Raw genomic sequence first — 15,752 nt, 5'->3', positions numbered from 1 at the left:
AAGAGGGGATCCATTGTCCGATACAATAGGGATTGCTTCATTGGCCGCCGGTTGGCCCGGCCAAGACACGCTGAATCGAGAGTTGGGATTCCAAGCATGAGCGCAGACGAAGTTTATAGCCGTGTTCGTAAGATCGTGTCCGATCAACTGGGCGTGGAAGATGACAAAGTGACCCCGGAAGCCAATTTCCAGAACGACCTGGGGGCCGACAGCCTCGATACGGTGGAGCTGGTCATGGCTTTTGAAGAGGAATTCGACCTGGAGATCCCCGATGAAGATGCAGAGGGGATCGCCACCGTGCAAGACGCTGTTAACTACATCCTCTCGAAGAAAGCTGCCTAGTCTGCCCCCAGTTCTGACTCTATACCCCCGGGCTAACACCGGACGATGGCTACCACAGATCCCGCCACTGCTTACAGACCAACCCGCCGCGTTGTGATTACGGGCCTGGGTGCGGTCACCCCTATCGGCAACTCTCCTGCCGAGTTTTGGCAGAGCTTGCTGGCAGGGCGCTCCGGCATTGGGCCGATTACCCATTTCGATGCCTCCCGCCACGACTGCCGTATTGCCGGAGAGGTGAAGGGATTTGATCCCCTCGACTACTTGGATCGCAAGGATGTCAAGCGCACCGACCGCTTTGTGCACCTGGCGATGGCGGCCACCCGGCAAGCCTTGGAGGACGCTGACTTTCGCATCACCGCTCTCAACGCCGAGCAAGTGGGGGTGATCTTGGGCACCGGCATCGGCGGCATCCGCGTCTTGGAAGAGCAGCAGACCATCTATCTGCAGAAAGGGCCGGATCGCTGTAGCCCCTTCATGGTGCCCATGATGATTGCCAATATGGCTGCGGGTCACCTGGCCATTCATTTTGGCGCCAAAGGCCCCAATTCCTGCACAGTTACGGCCTGTGCCTCTGGCTCCAACGCCATTGGCGATGCCTTTCGGCTCATCCAGAGGGGAGAGGTGCAAGCGGCGATTACAGGTGGCACGGAAGCGGCGGTTACCCCTTTGTCCATGGCGGGGTTTAGTGCCATGAAGGCCCTTTCCACCCGCAACGACACCCCGGAGCAAGCCTGTAGGCCCTTCGATCGGGATCGGGATGGCTTTGTCATGGGGGAAGGAGCAGGGATCCTGGTGCTGGAGGAGTTGGAGCACGCCCGCGCCCGCGGGGCCAAGATCTATGCGGAGATAGTCGGCTATGGCCTCACCTGCGATGCCCACCACATGACCAACCCTGCCCCCGGCGGCGAGGGAGCGGCCCGGGCGATGCGGCTGGCCCTCAAGGATGCCGGGCTTCAGCCTGGGGATGTGCAACACATCAATGCCCATGCCACCAGCACCCCTGTAGGGGATATCGCCGAGGTCCAGGCCATCAAGTCGGTCTTTGGCGAGCATGCCCCCCGTTTGGCCATCAGCGCCACCAAGTCCATGACCGGCCACCTGTTGGGGGGAGCGGGCGGCATTGCCACGGTGGCCACAGCTTTGGCCATCCACCACGGCTGGGTTCCTCCCACTCTCAACTTGGACAACCCCGATCCCGAGTGCGAAGGGCTGGATTTTGTCCCCCACAAGGGGCGGCAGATGGCCGTTGAGGCCGCTTTGGTGAATGCCTTTGGATTTGGTGGGCACAACGTCACGCTGGCTTTGCGCCGCTACTCTCCCGATTGAAAGGCTTGGCCTATGTCTTCTCCCGAAAGTTCGTCGCCCTCAGTTCGTCAACAAGCCTTGGCCGCTTTGACGGCGGAGCTGGCGCAGCAGGGTCACCCGCCCGAATATGCTCAGCACATGGCGGCGGCGGTTATTTTTCAAGCGGATTTGGATCTGTGTGCAGCTCAATTGGCGCGGGTGCTCAGTTGGCTGAAGCAAAACCATCCTCAGCTCTATCCAGAGGCAGTGCAATTGGTGGACGCCACCCGCGAAGAGTTCGAGCGTCGCGTCCAAAATGGATAGACAAGCCATCTGCTTTGATGCAGTTGGGTTGCGGTCGTTAGCAGAGGGTGATGTCGCCCATATGGGGCTGCAAGGGGTGATCTTGAGCTGGAGTGGAGTGGTGGCCGATGACGAGAACTTGCACCTACAGGCCATCAACCAACTGCTGGTGGAAGAGAACCTGCGCCCCTGGAACCTGTGCTGGCCGAAGTCGGGATCCCCTGGGCAGCGGGAGCTTTACCGGCTGCAATACCTGGGCCGACCGGATCGAGAGCGCCTGCCGGCTCTGTGGGGGGAGCAGGGGCGGGTGCTCAACCCCAAGCAGCTGGAAGAGCTGCTGAAACGCAAGGCCCTATACTACCAGCAAGCTTTGCAGGGGCAGAGGGAATTGCCTCTCATTCCCGGTTTGGCGGAAACTTTGGAGACGCTGGAGCGGCTGCAACTGAAGGTCGGCCTGCTGTGCGGCCAATCGGCAGCCGAGGTGGCCGCTTTTCTAGAGCGCTTCCAGCCATGCTGCCCGGCCCTGATGCGGTTGACCGATGGGGGATCCTACCGAGTGACGGGGGATGATGCAGGCCCAATGCTTTCCCCAGGACACTTGCACCGCCTGCTTTTGCAGCGGATGGAATTGCCTGCCCAGGAGTGCTTGAGCATTGAGGCCACCTACCCCGGCATTCAGGCAGCCCGTTCGGCAGGGATCCCAGTCCTGGCGCTGGCTACCTTCTTTCCTCTGCACATGCTGCAGCGGCGGGCCAATTGGGCGGTGGACGGCTACCACCAGGTGGAATGGGATCGCATCCGGAACTGGTTTGCCGGCGGGCAAGACCGTCCTTCGACCCCAGTTGAAGGAGAGGCGGAGGCCGGTTCCTTCAAGGGATCCCAGGGAGGTCAGCCCCAGCCCTAGGGCAGGATCAGCATGCCATCCCCAAAGGAATAGAAGCGATACCCCTGGTCGACGGCCTCTCGGTAGAGATCCAGCAGCCTTTGCCGCCCGATCAGCGCAGCCACCAGCATCATCAGGCTGGAGCGGGGCAGATGAAAATTGGTGACCAGTCCTTGAATCACCCGCCAGGAGTAGCCGGGGTAGATGAATAGATCGCTTTTCCCCTGCCAAGGCTGCAAGGTGCCAGAGGCTGCCGCGGTTTCCAAAGAGCGCACCACGGTTGTTCCCACCGCGATCACCCGCCCCCCTCGGGCTTGGGCTTTTTGGATGGCTGCCACCGTTTCTGCCGGCACCTTGAGCCACTCGCTGTGGAGACGATGTTCGGTCACCTGCTCCGCTTCCACCGGTCGGAAGGTACCCAGGCCGATGTTCAGGGTGATGTAGGCCGTTTGGATCCCTTTTTGGGCCAGCCGCTCCAGCAGCTCCTGGGTAAAGTGCAGCCCTGCCGTGGGAGCAGCCACCGAGCCGGGGTGCTTGGCCCAGAGGGTTTGGTAGTCTTCAGGGCGAACTTGTCCGGAAGCCTTGATGTAGGGAGGCAGCGGGATCCGGCCCACCTGTTCCAGGATTTCCTCAAAAGGTTGCGCCCCTTCCCACTCAAACTGCACCACTCGCCCGCCGGTTTCCGGGTCCAAAGCCAGAACAGTGGCCCTCAGCCCAGAGGGGGATCCCTCCTTGCTCCAAAAACCAATCCGATCCCCCACCTTCACCCGTTTGCCCGGCCTGACCAAAACCCGCCAGCTCCACGCCTGATCCGGCAGAGGTTGCGCAGCGGCAGGGATCCCTTCCAGGCAAGGCTCCAGCAGCAACACTTCGACCCGCGCCCCGGAGGGTTCCTTAGCCCCGAACAGGCGGGCCGGGATCACCTTGGTATCGTTGAGAACCAGCAGATCCCCTTCCTGCAGGTAGTCAGGCAGATGGCAGAAGCGGCGATGCTCGTGCCTATCCGGGTACACCACCAGCATCCGCGCCTGATCCCTGGGCTCCACCGGCGTTTGCGCAATCCGATCTGGAGGGAGGGTGTAGTCGTAGGAAGCTGTGAGCAGATCCGGATTGGGCTCCCTATCGCCCAAAGGCTCAGCCTCACCGGGGGGAGCGGCAGCAGGCGAAAAAGAGTCAGGCATGGAGATGAATCAAGATGGGGTTCTACGTGGATCCAGCATAGCCAACCGGATCCCGCCAACCCTCTCCCTTTTGAGGGAAGCAGCTAAACCTTGGCCACCACCACCTGCTGCGGCTGATCCTGATACTTGCCGGCGCGGTCGGCGTAGGTCACTTGGCAGGGATCCCCTTCCAGAAAAAGAAGCTGGACCACCCCTTCGTTGGCGTACACACGGCAGTCGGCGCTGGAGGCGTTGGAAAACTCCAGGGTGAGATAGCCCCGCCATCCCGCTTCAGCCGGCGTCAGGTTGGCAATCAGACCCACCCTGGCATAGGAAGATTTGCCAATGCAGATCACGGTAATGTTATCCGGGACTTGCAGCCGTTCCAAGGACACCCCCAACCCATAGGAGTGGGCCGGGATGATAAAGTAATCCCCCATCTCGTCGTGGTGCAGCTCCACCGCTTCCAGATTCTTGGGGTTAAACCGCTTGGGATCCACCACCGTGCCGGGCACATGGCGAAAGATCTTGAACTCCACCGGCGACAGGCGGATGTCGTAGCCATAGGAGGACAGCCCGTAACTCAAAACAGGCCGAGATTCAACAGCGCGCACCAGCTCAGGGCAGAACGGCTCGATCATCCCTCGCCGCGCTTGCTCACAGATCCAGCGGTCGTTTTTTAACATGGATGCAGCCGGCTTCCTGGAGAGTGAGGGCACATCTGGTGGACAAGCTCCAGTCTTATTGGGACTCCGCCCCCCTGACGCGACCCGTGTTGCCTAGGTCTTTCGGAGCGGAAACTGTTTGCGCTAGCGGTGCGGAGCAACATGGGCTGCTGTAGGCATAGCACCTGTGCCGCTGACTTGAGGGGGATCCAGAGAACAGGCAACATTCCCATCGGCAGTGCGGAGCCCTGGGCCTGGGATGCCACGTAGGCGCAGCTGCGTGATCAAGTCCGCCCGCTCCAGAAACGAATCCGGCATCTCCGGCCCGGTGATCACCATGTCCATGGAGATGGGGCGTTGGTCGATTAAGCTCAGCACTTCCGCTTCTGGGATCAGGCCCAACTTCACAGCCAAGCTCAGCTCATCCAACACCACCAAGTCGTAGCGGCCACTCCTGACAGCCTCCTGGGTAAATTGCCACAGCTCATCCAATGCCACCCGCTCCTCAGGCTCTAGGTGAGGTGTATCGATGCAGCGGTGCAGGCGACAACGAACCCACTCCAAGGATCTGCCCAGGGAGAGACGATTTTCGGGCCCCTGATTGATCCCACCCTTGAGAAATTGCACGATCAGCACCCGCGTTCCCTGGCCTGCCAAGCGCATCGCCTGAGCCATGACGGGCGTAAACATGCCCCGGCTGGGGTGGGTGTAAAGCTGCAGGGATCCCTGGGGAACCAACTGGGCGGAGAGGGATCCATTCTGCTGAAGGAAAAGCTCGCCGGCAGCAGGGCTGGCTTGAGCCGCAGGCTGTTTGGCGCGGGCTACAGGAGCGGCATCCTTGGAGGAAGGCATAGGATTTGGAGAAGCAGTGCAAACCACGTTCTATCTCGCGAGCAGGCTAGAGAACACGGCCCTAGGTTATAGGGCCTACAAGTGGTGGAGAGCGTCGGCTATGGATTCCATGAAACACCACCTGTGCGTATCCGTCAATGAGTCGGTTCTGCTTCTAGCTGGCATACAAATCATCCCCAATAGAGTAATAGAAAATACAATCCTTGCCCATCCTAGCCTTTTGGCACAAGAGGCAATACCTGAAAAGCTTTGACAGGGGATCTCAATAAAATTTCAGGCCTAGCCCAGAAGCTTGTGTGTGGGGCTATCTCACTTGAGTATAGAGGTGCTCTATAAAAATTTGAGAAAAAGATCAATTTCTTCCAAATAAGATTAACTCTCACAAACAGGAATGCCAGTACCAGCAGCCCACCCACGAGAGAGGAGCAAGGGTCAACCTACCCCAAAAGCCTTGTCCACCAGGAGAGATAGTCATTTTTAAAATAACTATACATTTGGTCGGGAGCCGGGTAGGCCTACACATTAGCGAACATTCGTAGTAGAGAGAATTGTAACCAAAAGTCCAAGGAGTTAATTTCTAACCTCGAGAGTGAAGAAATATAAATTCGTCAATCATCTTCGTCAAAAAATGGATTATTGACAATACTTTTTTGAAAACCAGCATCTGATTTAGCAGAAGCGTAAAGAATTGCGTGCCTTTTATACTCTGAGGTCGTCTTCTTCAAGAGATCGCCTCTTTGATCATTTTTCTTACCGGTCTCAAGGCCAATGTTTTCTACTTAATTTAATCTCTATTTCTGTTATGAGAAATGAGCATTGGGCGTTCAGTTTGGATCCCACTTAAAATTGACCTGAAAAAGCTCTGGGGCTTTGGGTGCTGAGATTGCCGGGATCCCATTGCGCAATCAAAGCCGAGTCCTTCCTCTGGCGGGGGGAGATTTTTGTTGAGAAGGTAGATCCAATCCTGGAGAATACTTGACCCCTCATCCAATCAGCCAGAAAGTCCGGGGATCCCACCCTCGATCCCTGGATCAAAAAGACACTTCCTGCCAGTACGAAAGGCTGCCTTTGTTCTCTGCTACCGACTTGGACTTGGGAAAAATCCCAAGCCATTGTGAACTCGGGGTGTGCGCCGCCGGGAGGGACTGGGATCCGTCTCACTGTTGGGTGGGCTGGCTTCTGGGTGTCGGTGTTCCAAATTGACGGCTTCTCCCCCCAGCACCAAGGTGGAAGCATTGCCCCCATCCAAGTTCAAGGCATGGCGACAGCCCAATTGCTGCATCAACTGTGCCATCTCCAGCAGGGTGAGCCCTTGATTTTCCTGGGCATTGCCGGCGGTAACCAGCAGCAAATGTCCGCTGTCCAGTTGGCCGATGGCACTGCGGGCGGCTCGCTGCCGGCGAAAGAGAGGCTGAAATCCCTCCAATCGGGCATCCAAAACCACCTGCCCATCCAAGAGCAAGAGCGGCCCTGCCCCTAGGATGTGGGGATAAGCTTCCAGCTCGGGCGGATCCAAGCGCAGATGAAGGCTGAGGCGATCCCCGGGAACCAGCTTGCGGGCTTCTAGGGCACCTTCTAGCCCCCGCCCTGCCAATACATACCCCTCACTGGGAATCTGTACCGTTAAACTGCCGGCCAGGCCAGCCATCAGAATCTCTTGCACCCGATCCTCCCGCACCATCACGAGCATTTCGTCGTCCGTTTGGGTGGTGTAGGTGGATCCCCAGTCGGGGGTGAACTGGGAGATGCCGGGCAGGATATAGCCTGTATTGATGCCCACCACTGGGATTTGATCCCCAATGGCATTGCGCAGCTCTGCTTGCATCCGCAAACGGGCAAAGCGCACGGATCCCCCTTCTTGCCCTGCCGTCCCATCCGACCAGGCGATGACCCCACGACCCAAAATGGGGCTGGAGATCCAACGGCCATCCCGACGAATTGCCCCCAGCGGCTGACGGGTGTTGCGGTTGAAAAACCCACCGTTAATGGCGGCTACTGCTCCCTGTTCGGGGCCAAAGGAAGACAGCTCCCCCAGACCCACCAGCCCCGCGCGTGCAGCCCAGATAGGCCGCAGTTGGCCCGCTGCGAGAGAAACCACCACGATGGAAACTGGGATCCGATTGTCTCCAACCCAAACCTCCTTCTGGTACAAAGGGATCCCTTGCACCACCCGCACCGGCTGCACACCGAGGGTCACCTGAGCTTGAGCAGCCACGCTGGGCAAAAAGAGAGCAGCAGTGCAGGCTAACCCCCAGCCCATGACCCAGGCGCTCAGCTTGGTTTTGGACATGTCTTCACGTCTTTAGGGCTTCACCATTGTCATTGGGAGATGATTATCCCCCTGCGGCAAAGGTTCCCATCACAATGAGCGACAACAGGATCCCGGGAAAGAGCAGCGTCACCAAGATCAGCAGTTCGGATAGGGTCATTGGGGAATGCTACCTACTTAAGGATTGAGCCAACACAGCAGCCCTAATTTTCACCCTAGCGATCCTATGGAAGTGGCCCAGGATCCCTTTGGGATCCCTTAACACTCGATCACCGGTTTTTGCGGCTGCCCGTGCATGCCATCTCTCGCTCTGCCGACAGTATCCTGGCAAGGGGAAAGCCTTATCCAACGGTTCCTATGGGCATCCAAGGCAAACGCATTGCCGTCGAACCCGGCCATCTTCGCCCCTGGCTCAAAGAGGCTGTTTTGGCAGGGGGTGGCGAAATTGTGCCCCTGGCAGAAGCAGAAGCCTTGGTCTGGGCCGATGCCTTTGATGTGCCTGGCCTGAAGCGTTGTCTGGCGGAAGGGAAAGGGATCCGCTGGGTGCAGCTGCCCTGGGCAGGGGTGGAACCCTTTGTTCGGGCGGGAGTCTTGGATCCCGCTTATGTGTGGACTTGTGGCAAGGGGGTCTATGCTCAGCCAGTGGCGGAACATGCCTTGGCCCTGACCTTGGCCGGCTTGCGCGACTTGAAGATCCGCGCCTTGGCCCAAACTTGGCAGGAAGGCTCCGGTACCAGCCTCTGGGGTAGCCGTGTGGTCATTTTCGGGGCCGGGGGCATCGCCCAAGAGTTGATCAAGCTGTTGCAGCCTTTTCAATGCTCCATCGACGTGGTGCGTCGCAAGGCGGATCCCTTGCCGGGGGCCACGCGGGTGGTGACACTCGCGGAACGGCAAACGGTGTTGGCAGGGGCAGATGTGGTGATCCTGGCTTTGGCCCTCACGCCGGAAACTGAGGGGATCATCGCCCAAGCTGAGTTGGAGCAGATGGGATCCCAGTGTTGGTTGGTGAATGTGGCGCGAGGAAAACACATCGTGACCCCCGACTTGGTGGCCGCCCTGCAGCAGGGGGTCATTCGCGGGGCCGCCTTGGATGTCACGGATCCCGAGCCCCTACCGGATGGGCATCCCCTCTGGAGCTTGCCCAACTGCCTGATTACCCCCCACACTGCTCTTACCGATGCCATGATTGTCCCAGCCCTCTCTAAGCGGGTGCGAGAAAATGTGCGGCGCTTCCGGGCCGGGGATCCCTTGCTGGGGGTGGTGGATCTGGCTTTGGGGTACTGAGGCCCCCAGTCCCTCCCTTTTGAGGAGCCTGGGATCAGAACATTTGACGCCAAACCCTACTGCGGAGCCATCTCCCGCACGCGGGCAGCAATGGCCTCTGCCATCTCCTGAGTGCCGACGGGATCCCCTGTGGCCAGGTCATAGGTGACCTGCTTGCCCTCGGCGATCACCGCCTGCACCGCCGCCTCCACCCTTGCGGCAGCCTCCCGCTCTCCTAGGTAGCGCAGCATCATCGCCCCGGAGAGGATCAGAGCGCAGGGGTTGACTTTGTTTTGGCCGGCATATTTGGGAGCAGAGCCGTGAATGGCCTCAAAAACCGCAATGCCGTCGCCGATGTTGGCCCCCGGCGCCACCCCCAGCCCGCCGATCATCCCCGCGCACAAGTCGGAAATGATGTCCCCATAGAGGTTGGTGAGCACCAGCACATCGTAGAGCTGCGGCTTTTGCATCAGTTGCATGCACATGTTGTCCACGATGCGATCTTCAAACTCGATGTCGGGGTACTCCTGGGCCACCTCCCGTGCCACCTGCAAAAACAAGCCATCGGTGAACTTCATGATGTTGGCTTTGTGCACTGCCGTCACCTTCTTGCGGCCATTCTGGCGGGCGTACTCAAAGGCAAATTTGACAATGCGGCGGCTGCCGAAGTCCGAAATGGGCTTGATGCCGATGGCGGATCCCTCGCGGATGGGTTTGCCGGAGAGGCGCATCATTTCCTCCCGCGCTCGGATGGCTTCCGGCGTGCCCCGTTCAAACTCGATCCCGGCATAGAGATCTTCAGTATTTTCCCGCACCACCACTAGGTCAATGTCTTGAAAAGGGCTTTTGACACCGAGCATGGATTTGGCCGGGCGCAGATTGGCGTAGAGATCCAGCTCCTTGCGAATGGCTACGTTGACCGAACGAAAGCCAGTACCTACGGGAGTGCCAATCGGCCCTTTGATCGCCACTTTGGTTTCCCGAATGGACTCCAACACCTGGGGCGGCAAGGGGGTGCCGTATTTCTCGATCACCTCCACTCCTGCTTCTACCGGGATCCATTCGAACCGAACCCCAGTAGCCTCCAAGACCGTGGTCATCGCCTTGGCCACTTCCGGGCCAATGCCATCCCCAGGGATCAAAGTCACACGATAGGCCACAGATGCTTCTCCTCGCAGTGTTAACGACAGCGCAAAAACTCCGCCTTGCCAGCGTGAGAGGATCCCCTACAAACGGGTCAGACAACCGGGGATCCGTTGAGCTTAAACGACTATAGAACAGGTTGAGACTGAAAATGCTGCGTCTGCTACCTCAGAAAAGGGGGGGCTAGCCGCAAGATCGGGGACTCGGCGGCAGAGGGACTCGCAGCTCTACAACTGTGCCACTGCCAAAGCGGCGATTACGCCAAGCAATGCTTGCCCCGATCAACTCGGCTCGGTAGCGCATGTTGAGCAACCCGTGTCCATGGCCAGACGGCTGGGCGGGATCCACCCCACTCTTGGACGCCGGCATACCGCAGCCATCGTCGATGATCTTCAGCTCCAAGTGGGTGTAGGGAGCCTGAGGGTTGATAGAGGAACCGGCGTCCTGTTGCGCCTTGGGCTGAATGATGAGATCGATGCGCCGTGCCCCCGCGTGTTTGACGATGTTGTTCAGAGCCTCCTGCACGATGCGGAAAATGTTGCTCTGGCAGGTGGGGCTGAGACGGGAGAGCAGGCCATCGGCTTGGTTGTCGAAACGGGTGAGGAGAGGATGGGGGGAACGTTGGGCGGCCCGTTCCAGGAGACTGCGCAGAGCCGGGCCAAGGTTAAAGGCCCGCATGGCCGTCGGCTGCAAATCTTCCACGATCCCGCGCAATTCGGCCATGGTCTCTCGCAGTTGGGCGCTCATGGCCCGCAACTGAGCCTGTCCGGCTGGGCCAATGGTCGGATCGCCGGATAGCTCTTGGATCTGGCGAGACAAAGCTCCCAGATCTGCCAAGGTTTGGTCGTGCAAATCGGCGGCCAACCGACGACTTTCCGCCTCTCGCCCCTCGGTTAGGCCCCGCAAAGCTGCTGCCGTCGCCTCCTGACGGCGAACCTGCTCGTAGAAAGAGGCCCGCTGCAAGGCTACTGCCGCAATGTCCGCCAGCGCGTTCACCAAGTCCGTATCTCTGGGGGAAAATCCGGCGGCTTCTGAGGCGATATCGGCGGTTTTGCTTCCCCGAACTGCCGGCTCAAACGGCGGCATGAAGGCGCAAAGCACCCCGGCCACCTGGCGAGCATCGGTGACTATCGGCACACCCAACAGGGAGCGGATGCCCTTTTGCAGCAGATGGCGGCGGGCGTGGGCAGACAATGGGAAGGTGTTGACATCTGGAATCAGCAGCGTGTTCAGGTGGCTGTAGCAATTGACCCAGAGGAGCTGGCTTAGCTCAGGGGGCAGCGTCTGTCCCCTTTGGGAAGGGATCCCCGGCTGACGGCAATACTCTTGGATGATGGCCAGAGGTTCTGCAGGAGCGCCGGCCAAGGGTTGCTGAGCCAAAGGACTCCGTCCCGCCTCTGGTGGGGCTGTTGCTCTGCCTACGGCAGGGGAAGGGGAACCGCAAGGCTGTCGCGACGAGGCTGCGAACGGCTCATGGCCACTGCAGGGCGCCACAAAACTGCACCGCTCAACCTGCAAAGCCTCTGCCATGCCCTCGAGGGCAATCTGCACCACCTCCTGGGGATTGTAGGTGCCGCTGAGGCGCTGGGCAATCTGGCGCAAAAGGCTTTCCCGCTGGGCAGAGCTACGGGTTTGCTCGTAAAGCCGCGCTTGCTTGAGGGCGATCCCCGCCTGCTCGGCCACGGCTTCTGCCAACTCCAGATCCTCCGGCTGCCAAGGACGAGGGGTCAGGGAATCGCTGCCAGGGTAGCGGATTAGGGCAATGCCCCCCAACAGTTCTTGGGGCCTGTCCGGATGCTCAGAAGCAAATAGGGGCACCAACAACAGCCCACTCCCCTGGCTCTGAGGCTTTAGATCGGCCCAGGACTGAGCCGTCTGCGGCTCCGGCACCACCACAGGCCCCCTCAAGGTGGCGAGCAAACTGGCCCCCAAGCGCAACTTGGCTCGAATCGTCTCCGGCAAGTCCGGCGGGATCCCAGGCTCAACCCAGGGGCAATCTGGGGATCCCACCAACGGCCCCCTTGTCGGCAACAGAGTGTCCAGCAACGACTCCGTCCCGCCCACGCGAACGGTGGGGGAAAGCTGCGGCGCATAAAGGCCAACAGGGTGTAGCAGCTCCTGCTCCGGCTGCCAGAGGGCCAAGATACACACATCTGCCTGAAAAGCCGCCCCGATCTGCTGGGTGATCGCATGGAAGAGGGTGGTGGGCTCCAGGCTGGAGCGAATCGCCGCCGTGATCGAGTGCAACAGAGCCAGCCGTTCCGTCTGCTGATGGGCATGCTCGAACAGGCTGGAACGGGTGAGGGCAATGGCCAGTTGAGAGGCCACCGAGCGCAACAGCTCGATCTCCTCCGGCTGCCAAAGGTGGGGTGTGGTGACGTACACTCCCAACAACCCAATCATCTCCCCTGGCTCTGCAGCCAAACCGGGCCGTCCCCCATCCTTCCCGCCAACCTCCGAAAGCCCTACTCCTGCCGAGCCCACCGACTGCACCGGGATCAGCACCGCCGAGCAAGCCTGCAGCGCCTGGAGAGCGGCCAACCCCTCTGGGGTCAGGAGATCTCGATCCGGCAGCAGAGGCAAGGCTATTTGCACCACCTGCCCCGTCCGCAGGCGCTCGCACAGCGAGCCAAAGTCCTGGATCCGGTACACCTCTCCTAGGGAGGGGGTTAGCCCAGGGCTCAGGGCCTCATGGCTGACCCGAACCGTCTGCTGATCCGGGCTGAGACTGTAAAAACAGCAGCGGCTCAGCCCCTTCACCCCTTTCGAGAGAAAGGCCTGCTGCAGCTCCTTCAGGGCAGTGCTGACGATTTGATCCCACTGCAAAAAGCGGTGAACAGTGCTGGTGATGCGGTTGAGCAGCGCCTCCCGCACCGCCTGCCGTCGGCTGCGCTCCAGCAGCTTGGCATTGATGATGGCGCTGGCGATATAGGAACAGAGGAACTTCACCACTTCCAGAAAGCTGGCTTCCAGAGGTGTCCGGCTCAACAGAGCCAAAGCCCCCAGCCGCTCCTCCCCCCGGTTAATCGGGTAGGCAACAAAGCCTCGCAAGCCATTGGCCTTCACCCACTCCGGGGCGGGCATCCAGGCTTCTTGGGCGGGATTGTTGCTCAAAAGCGGCAGCCCCTCCTGGGCCACCCGTCCCAAAGGGCTGTCGTCAGGATAGATCCGCTGAATTTGGTCGTGAGCAGGACTGAGCAGGCCGGCATGGGCCACCGACTGAAAACATCCTTCCTGCGGGTCGAAAAACCAAAGGCGAGCTGAGGCTGCACCCAGACGATCCACCATCTGCCGTACCAAGGTCTGGGCCAACTTGAGCACACACTGCTCCAGCTCCCTCGTCTCTACAGAGTCCGAAGAGGATGGGGAAGATAACTGAGAAGAGAGCAGCACCAGTTCTTGGACAATTTGGTTTGCAGCCTGTAGCTGGCGTGACAGCATGGGATCCCGATTGCGGCAGCGGTGCGGAGCACTTTCAACAGAGGCAACCGAAGGCATGACAGCAAGAGATGGGCTTCCATCAACAAGGAACCAACTTCTGCACAGCCTCTAACCGCCCCAAAGCCCAGCCCCGCCGCTGGAGAAGGGCAAAAGATTCCAGCAAATCCGGCCCCTGCAGATCCCCTGTCAGGGCAGCCCGCAAACTCTTCATCAGCAGGCCCTTTTTCATGTTCTGGCCCTTGGCCACCTGATCCACCAGCGGTTTTAAGCTGTCCGCCGAAACCTGGGGCAGCTCGGCAGCAGCCAACGTGGTGGCCATTGCAGCCATAGCCTCTGCCACCCCAGGCAGGCGCAACTGTTCCAGAGCTGGCAACGTGTAGCTGAGGGGCTCCTGAAACAAAAAGCGGCTGAGCGGAGGAGCCTCTGCCAGGCGGTCGATACCATCGGCAATCAGGCGGGCCACATCTTCCAACCAGGTGGGATCCGGCACTCCGGAAAGGTCAAACCCTGCCGCCTGCCAAAAGGGGGTGAGCCGTTCTACCAGTTCTGGCGGAGAAAGCCGCTTGATGTACTGGCTGTTGATCCAGTTGAGCTTGTCCCAGTCAAAGCGGGCAGCCGCACGGTTAACCCGGTCAAAGTCGAACAGCGCAGCCGCCTTTTCCAAAGAGAAAAGCTCTTCCCCATCCGGGGGCGACCAACTGAGCAAAGCCAAATAGTTCTTGAGAGCTTCCGGCAAAAAGCCCAGCTGCTGGAACTCCGTCACCGAAGTTGCCCCATCCCGTTTGGAGAGCTTTTTCCCTTCCGGGTTCAGGATTAAAGGAGAATGGGCGAACTGGGGAGGTTCGTGACCAAGAGCACGGTAGAGCAAAATCTGCTTGGGGGTATTGCCGATGTGATCTTCGCCGCGAATCACATGGGTGATGCCCATGTCGATGTCATCCACCACCACCGCCAAGTTGTAGAGAGGGCAGCCATCCGCCCGGGCAATGACCATGTCTCCTCCCAAATCCTGGGTGTTCCAGGTAATGGGGCCGCGAATGAGATCCACCCAAGACACCTCTAGGGGCTCCTCGATTTTGAAGCGGATCACTGGCTGCCGACCCTCGGCTTCGTAGGCCCGTCGCTGGGCTTCGGTGAGAAAGCGGTGGCGGTTGTCGTAGCGGGGGGCTTTGCCGGCGGCCTTCTGGGCAGCGCGCATCTCCTCCAGCTCCGCCTCGCTGACGTAGCAGCGGTAGGCCAACCCTCGATCCAGAAGCTGCTGCACCACTGCTTGGTAGCGCTCGATGCGCTTGGATTGGTAGATCGGCCCTTCATCCCAGTCCAGACCCAACCAGGCCAGGCCTGCCAAAATATTGCGGGTGTAACGGGGCAAAGAGCGATCGCGATCGGTGTCCTCAATGCGCAAAATGAACCGGCCACCGTGGCGACGGGCATACAGCCAGTTGAACACTGCCGTCCGGGCGGTGCCGATGTGCAGATTTCCGGTTGGGCTGGGGGCAAGGCGAACACAAACACTCACAGGTCTAAGGATCCCAAGCAGAGCATCCTGATCCTAGTCGGCGGCGAGATCCTTTGTCATGTTGGCCCTCCATTGGGTTGCAGGCGGTTGCCAATTGAGGCATTTCGAGTAGAATCCGCTCTAGCCGCCGGTCAAAAGGTAGGCTGCACGGGGATCAAGGTTGACTGGCAATGTCCAACCCCCCCTTTTTTCCGGTGTTGAGGAAAAGCTGTAGCGCAGGAGGAATCCCAGCACATGCGTCTGACTTTGGCCATTCTTCTGGGTTGTCTGTCCGCCGGGATCCCGATTGGATCCGCCTTGGCCCAAATTGCCTATCCTTCCTATCCGGTGGGAGATGCCCTGGATAGGATCCTGTTGGATACAGGTAGGAATGTGGATCCGGTCATTTTCCCTGAGGAGGTGGTGCGCTCCCAGGCCCGGCAGACCACCGCCTTCTTCACCACGCTGCTGAACCAACGCACCAACATCCCACCCCTGCGCTCGCTAGATTTGCCCAGTCCCTATCAGGCTTCGGTTCGTACCCAGGCCGGGTACTACCGCGTGACCCAGACAGAGCCCGTTTTGGATTTTGAAATCTTGCGCTAGGCAGGGCAGGTATTCGGGGCCTGTTCCAGCGCCGGCCTGTTGC

The 15,752-nt window shown here is 59.7% G+C and carries 13 protein-coding genes; 6 read left to right on the top strand and 7 right to left on the bottom strand.

The genetic code is table 11. From position 1 onward, the window contains the following. Positions 1–96: 96 nt before the first annotated feature. The 4 genes from ACVWYY_RS04450 to ACVWYY_RS04435 all read left to right on the top strand — a co-directional run bounded on the left by ACVWYY_RS04450 (position 97) and on the right by ACVWYY_RS04435 (position 2,833). Complete coding sequence (locus ACVWYY_RS04450; RefSeq protein WP_041436540.1) at positions 97–342, top strand: acyl carrier protein; 246 nt, start codon at positions 97–99, stop codon at positions 340–342. A gap of 45 nt (positions 343–387) precedes the next feature. Beyond that, a complete protein-coding gene (gene fabF, locus ACVWYY_RS04445; protein WP_414417768.1) occupies positions 388–1,668 on the top strand; it encodes a beta-ketoacyl-ACP synthase II in 1,281 nt (426 codons plus the stop codon). A gap of 12 nt (positions 1,669–1,680) precedes the next feature. Continuing rightward, positions 1,681–1,950 carry a hypothetical protein gene (locus ACVWYY_RS04440; protein WP_414330100.1) on the top strand — a complete coding sequence of 90 codons (270 nt, stop codon included), beginning with the start codon at positions 1,681–1,683 and terminating at the stop codon, positions 1,948–1,950. A gap of 61 nt (positions 1,951–2,011) precedes the next feature. Next, positions 2,012–2,833: an HAD family hydrolase gene (locus tag ACVWYY_RS04435; protein ID WP_457439677.1), complete on the top strand. Its 822-nt coding sequence runs from the start codon at positions 2,012–2,014 to the stop codon at positions 2,831–2,833. Here ACVWYY_RS04435 and queA read toward each other — a convergent pair. From queA to ACVWYY_RS04415, 4 genes are all read right to left on the bottom strand, one after another. Then, a complete protein-coding gene (gene queA, locus ACVWYY_RS04430) occupies positions 2,830–3,993 on the bottom strand; it encodes a tRNA preQ1(34) S-adenosylmethionine ribosyltransferase-isomerase QueA (RefSeq protein WP_457439675.1) in 1,164 nt (387 codons plus the stop codon). The two genes, ACVWYY_RS04435 and queA, sit on opposite strands and share 4 nt — an antisense overlap. Before the next feature lie 83 nt (positions 3,994–4,076). Continuing rightward, entirely contained in the window at positions 4,077–4,658 is a 582-nt protein-coding gene (gene dcd / locus ACVWYY_RS04425) for a dCTP deaminase (RefSeq protein WP_011433274.1), read from the bottom strand. 123 nt (positions 4,659–4,781) lie between these two features. Continuing rightward, the gene (locus ACVWYY_RS04420) at positions 4,782–5,489 is read right to left on the bottom strand and encodes a cob(I)yrinic acid a,c-diamide adenosyltransferase (RefSeq protein ID WP_148202730.1); all 708 of its coding nucleotides are present in this window, start codon (positions 5,487–5,489) and stop codon (positions 4,782–4,784) included. A 1,078-nt stretch (positions 5,490–6,567) separates the two neighbouring features. Continuing rightward, on the bottom strand, positions 6,568–7,779 hold the full coding sequence (locus ACVWYY_RS04415) for a phosphodiester glycosidase family protein (protein ID WP_457439673.1): 1,212 nt from the start codon (positions 7,777–7,779) through the stop codon (positions 6,568–6,570). A gap of 336 nt (positions 7,780–8,115) precedes the next feature. Between ACVWYY_RS04415 and ACVWYY_RS04410 the strand changes: the two genes are divergently transcribed. Next, positions 8,116–9,042 (top strand): D-isomer specific 2-hydroxyacid dehydrogenase family protein, encoded by a 927-nt coding sequence (locus ACVWYY_RS04410; RefSeq protein ID WP_457439671.1) that lies wholly within the window; start codon positions 8,116–8,118, stop codon positions 9,040–9,042. 56 nt (positions 9,043–9,098) lie between these two features. Here ACVWYY_RS04410 and ACVWYY_RS04405 read toward each other — a convergent pair whose 3' ends face one another. The 3 genes from ACVWYY_RS04405 to gltX all read right to left on the bottom strand — a co-directional run bounded on the left by ACVWYY_RS04405 (position 9,099) and on the right by gltX (position 15,124). Beyond that, positions 9,099–10,181, bottom strand: coding sequence for an isocitrate/isopropylmalate dehydrogenase family protein (locus ACVWYY_RS04405; protein ID WP_457439669.1), 1,083 nt, complete (start codon positions 10,179–10,181; stop codon positions 9,099–9,101). Between the two features lie 166 nt (positions 10,182–10,347). Next, entirely contained in the window at positions 10,348–13,662 is a 3,315-nt protein-coding gene (locus ACVWYY_RS04400) for a GAF domain-containing sensor histidine kinase (RefSeq protein WP_457439667.1), read from the bottom strand. A 22-nt stretch (positions 13,663–13,684) separates the two neighbouring features. After that, a complete protein-coding gene (gene gltX, locus ACVWYY_RS04395) occupies positions 13,685–15,124 on the bottom strand; it encodes a glutamate--tRNA ligase (RefSeq protein ID WP_457402505.1) in 1,440 nt (479 codons plus the stop codon). A 234-nt stretch (positions 15,125–15,358) separates the two neighbouring features. On the opposite strand from gltX, the gene ACVWYY_RS04390 reads away from it, so the two are divergent. After that, positions 15,359–15,709 (top strand): hypothetical protein, encoded by a 351-nt coding sequence (locus ACVWYY_RS04390; RefSeq protein WP_011433285.1) that lies wholly within the window; start codon positions 15,359–15,361, stop codon positions 15,707–15,709. Positions 15,710–15,752: the final 43 nt, after the last annotated feature.

The organism is Thermostichus sp. MS-CIW-34, from assembly GCF_054060435.1.
The sequence above is the reverse complement of the archived record's forward strand: the minus strand, read 5'-3'. Positions and strand labels throughout refer to the sequence as shown.

Bases quoted from the DNA above. Each gene is read 5' to 3' on its own strand.
- ACVWYY_RS04435 (WP_457439677.1), top strand. From the start codon at position 2,012: ATGGGGCTGCAAGGGGTGATCTTGAGCTGGAGTGGAGTGGTGGCCGAT.
- ACVWYY_RS04420 (WP_148202730.1), bottom strand. From the start codon at position 5,489: ATGCCTTCCTCCAAGGATGCCGCTCCTGTAGCCCGCGCCAAACAGCCT.
- queA (WP_457439675.1), bottom strand. From the start codon at position 3,993: ATGCCTGACTCTTTTTCGCCTGCTGCCGCTCCCCCCGGTGAGGCTGAG.
- ACVWYY_RS04450 (WP_041436540.1), top strand. From the start codon at position 97: ATGAGCGCAGACGAAGTTTATAGCCGTGTTCGTAAGATCGTGTCCGAT.
- ACVWYY_RS04390 (WP_011433285.1), top strand. From the start codon at position 15,359: ATGCGTCTGACTTTGGCCATTCTTCTGGGTTGTCTGTCCGCCGGGATC.
- ACVWYY_RS04415 (WP_457439673.1), bottom strand. From the start codon at position 7,779: ATGTCCAAAACCAAGCTGAGCGCCTGGGTCATGGGCTGGGGGTTAGCC.
- ACVWYY_RS04440 (WP_414330100.1), top strand. From the start codon at position 1,681: ATGTCTTCTCCCGAAAGTTCGTCGCCCTCAGTTCGTCAACAAGCCTTG.
- ACVWYY_RS04410 (WP_457439671.1), top strand. From the start codon at position 8,116: ATGGGCATCCAAGGCAAACGCATTGCCGTCGAACCCGGCCATCTTCGC.
- fabF (WP_414417768.1), top strand. From the start codon at position 388: ATGGCTACCACAGATCCCGCCACTGCTTACAGACCAACCCGCCGCGTT.
- ACVWYY_RS04400 (WP_457439667.1), bottom strand. From the start codon at position 13,662: ATGCCTTCGGTTGCCTCTGTTGAAAGTGCTCCGCACCGCTGCCGCAAT.
- dcd (WP_011433274.1), bottom strand. From the start codon at position 4,658: ATGTTAAAAAACGACCGCTGGATCTGTGAGCAAGCGCGGCGAGGGATG.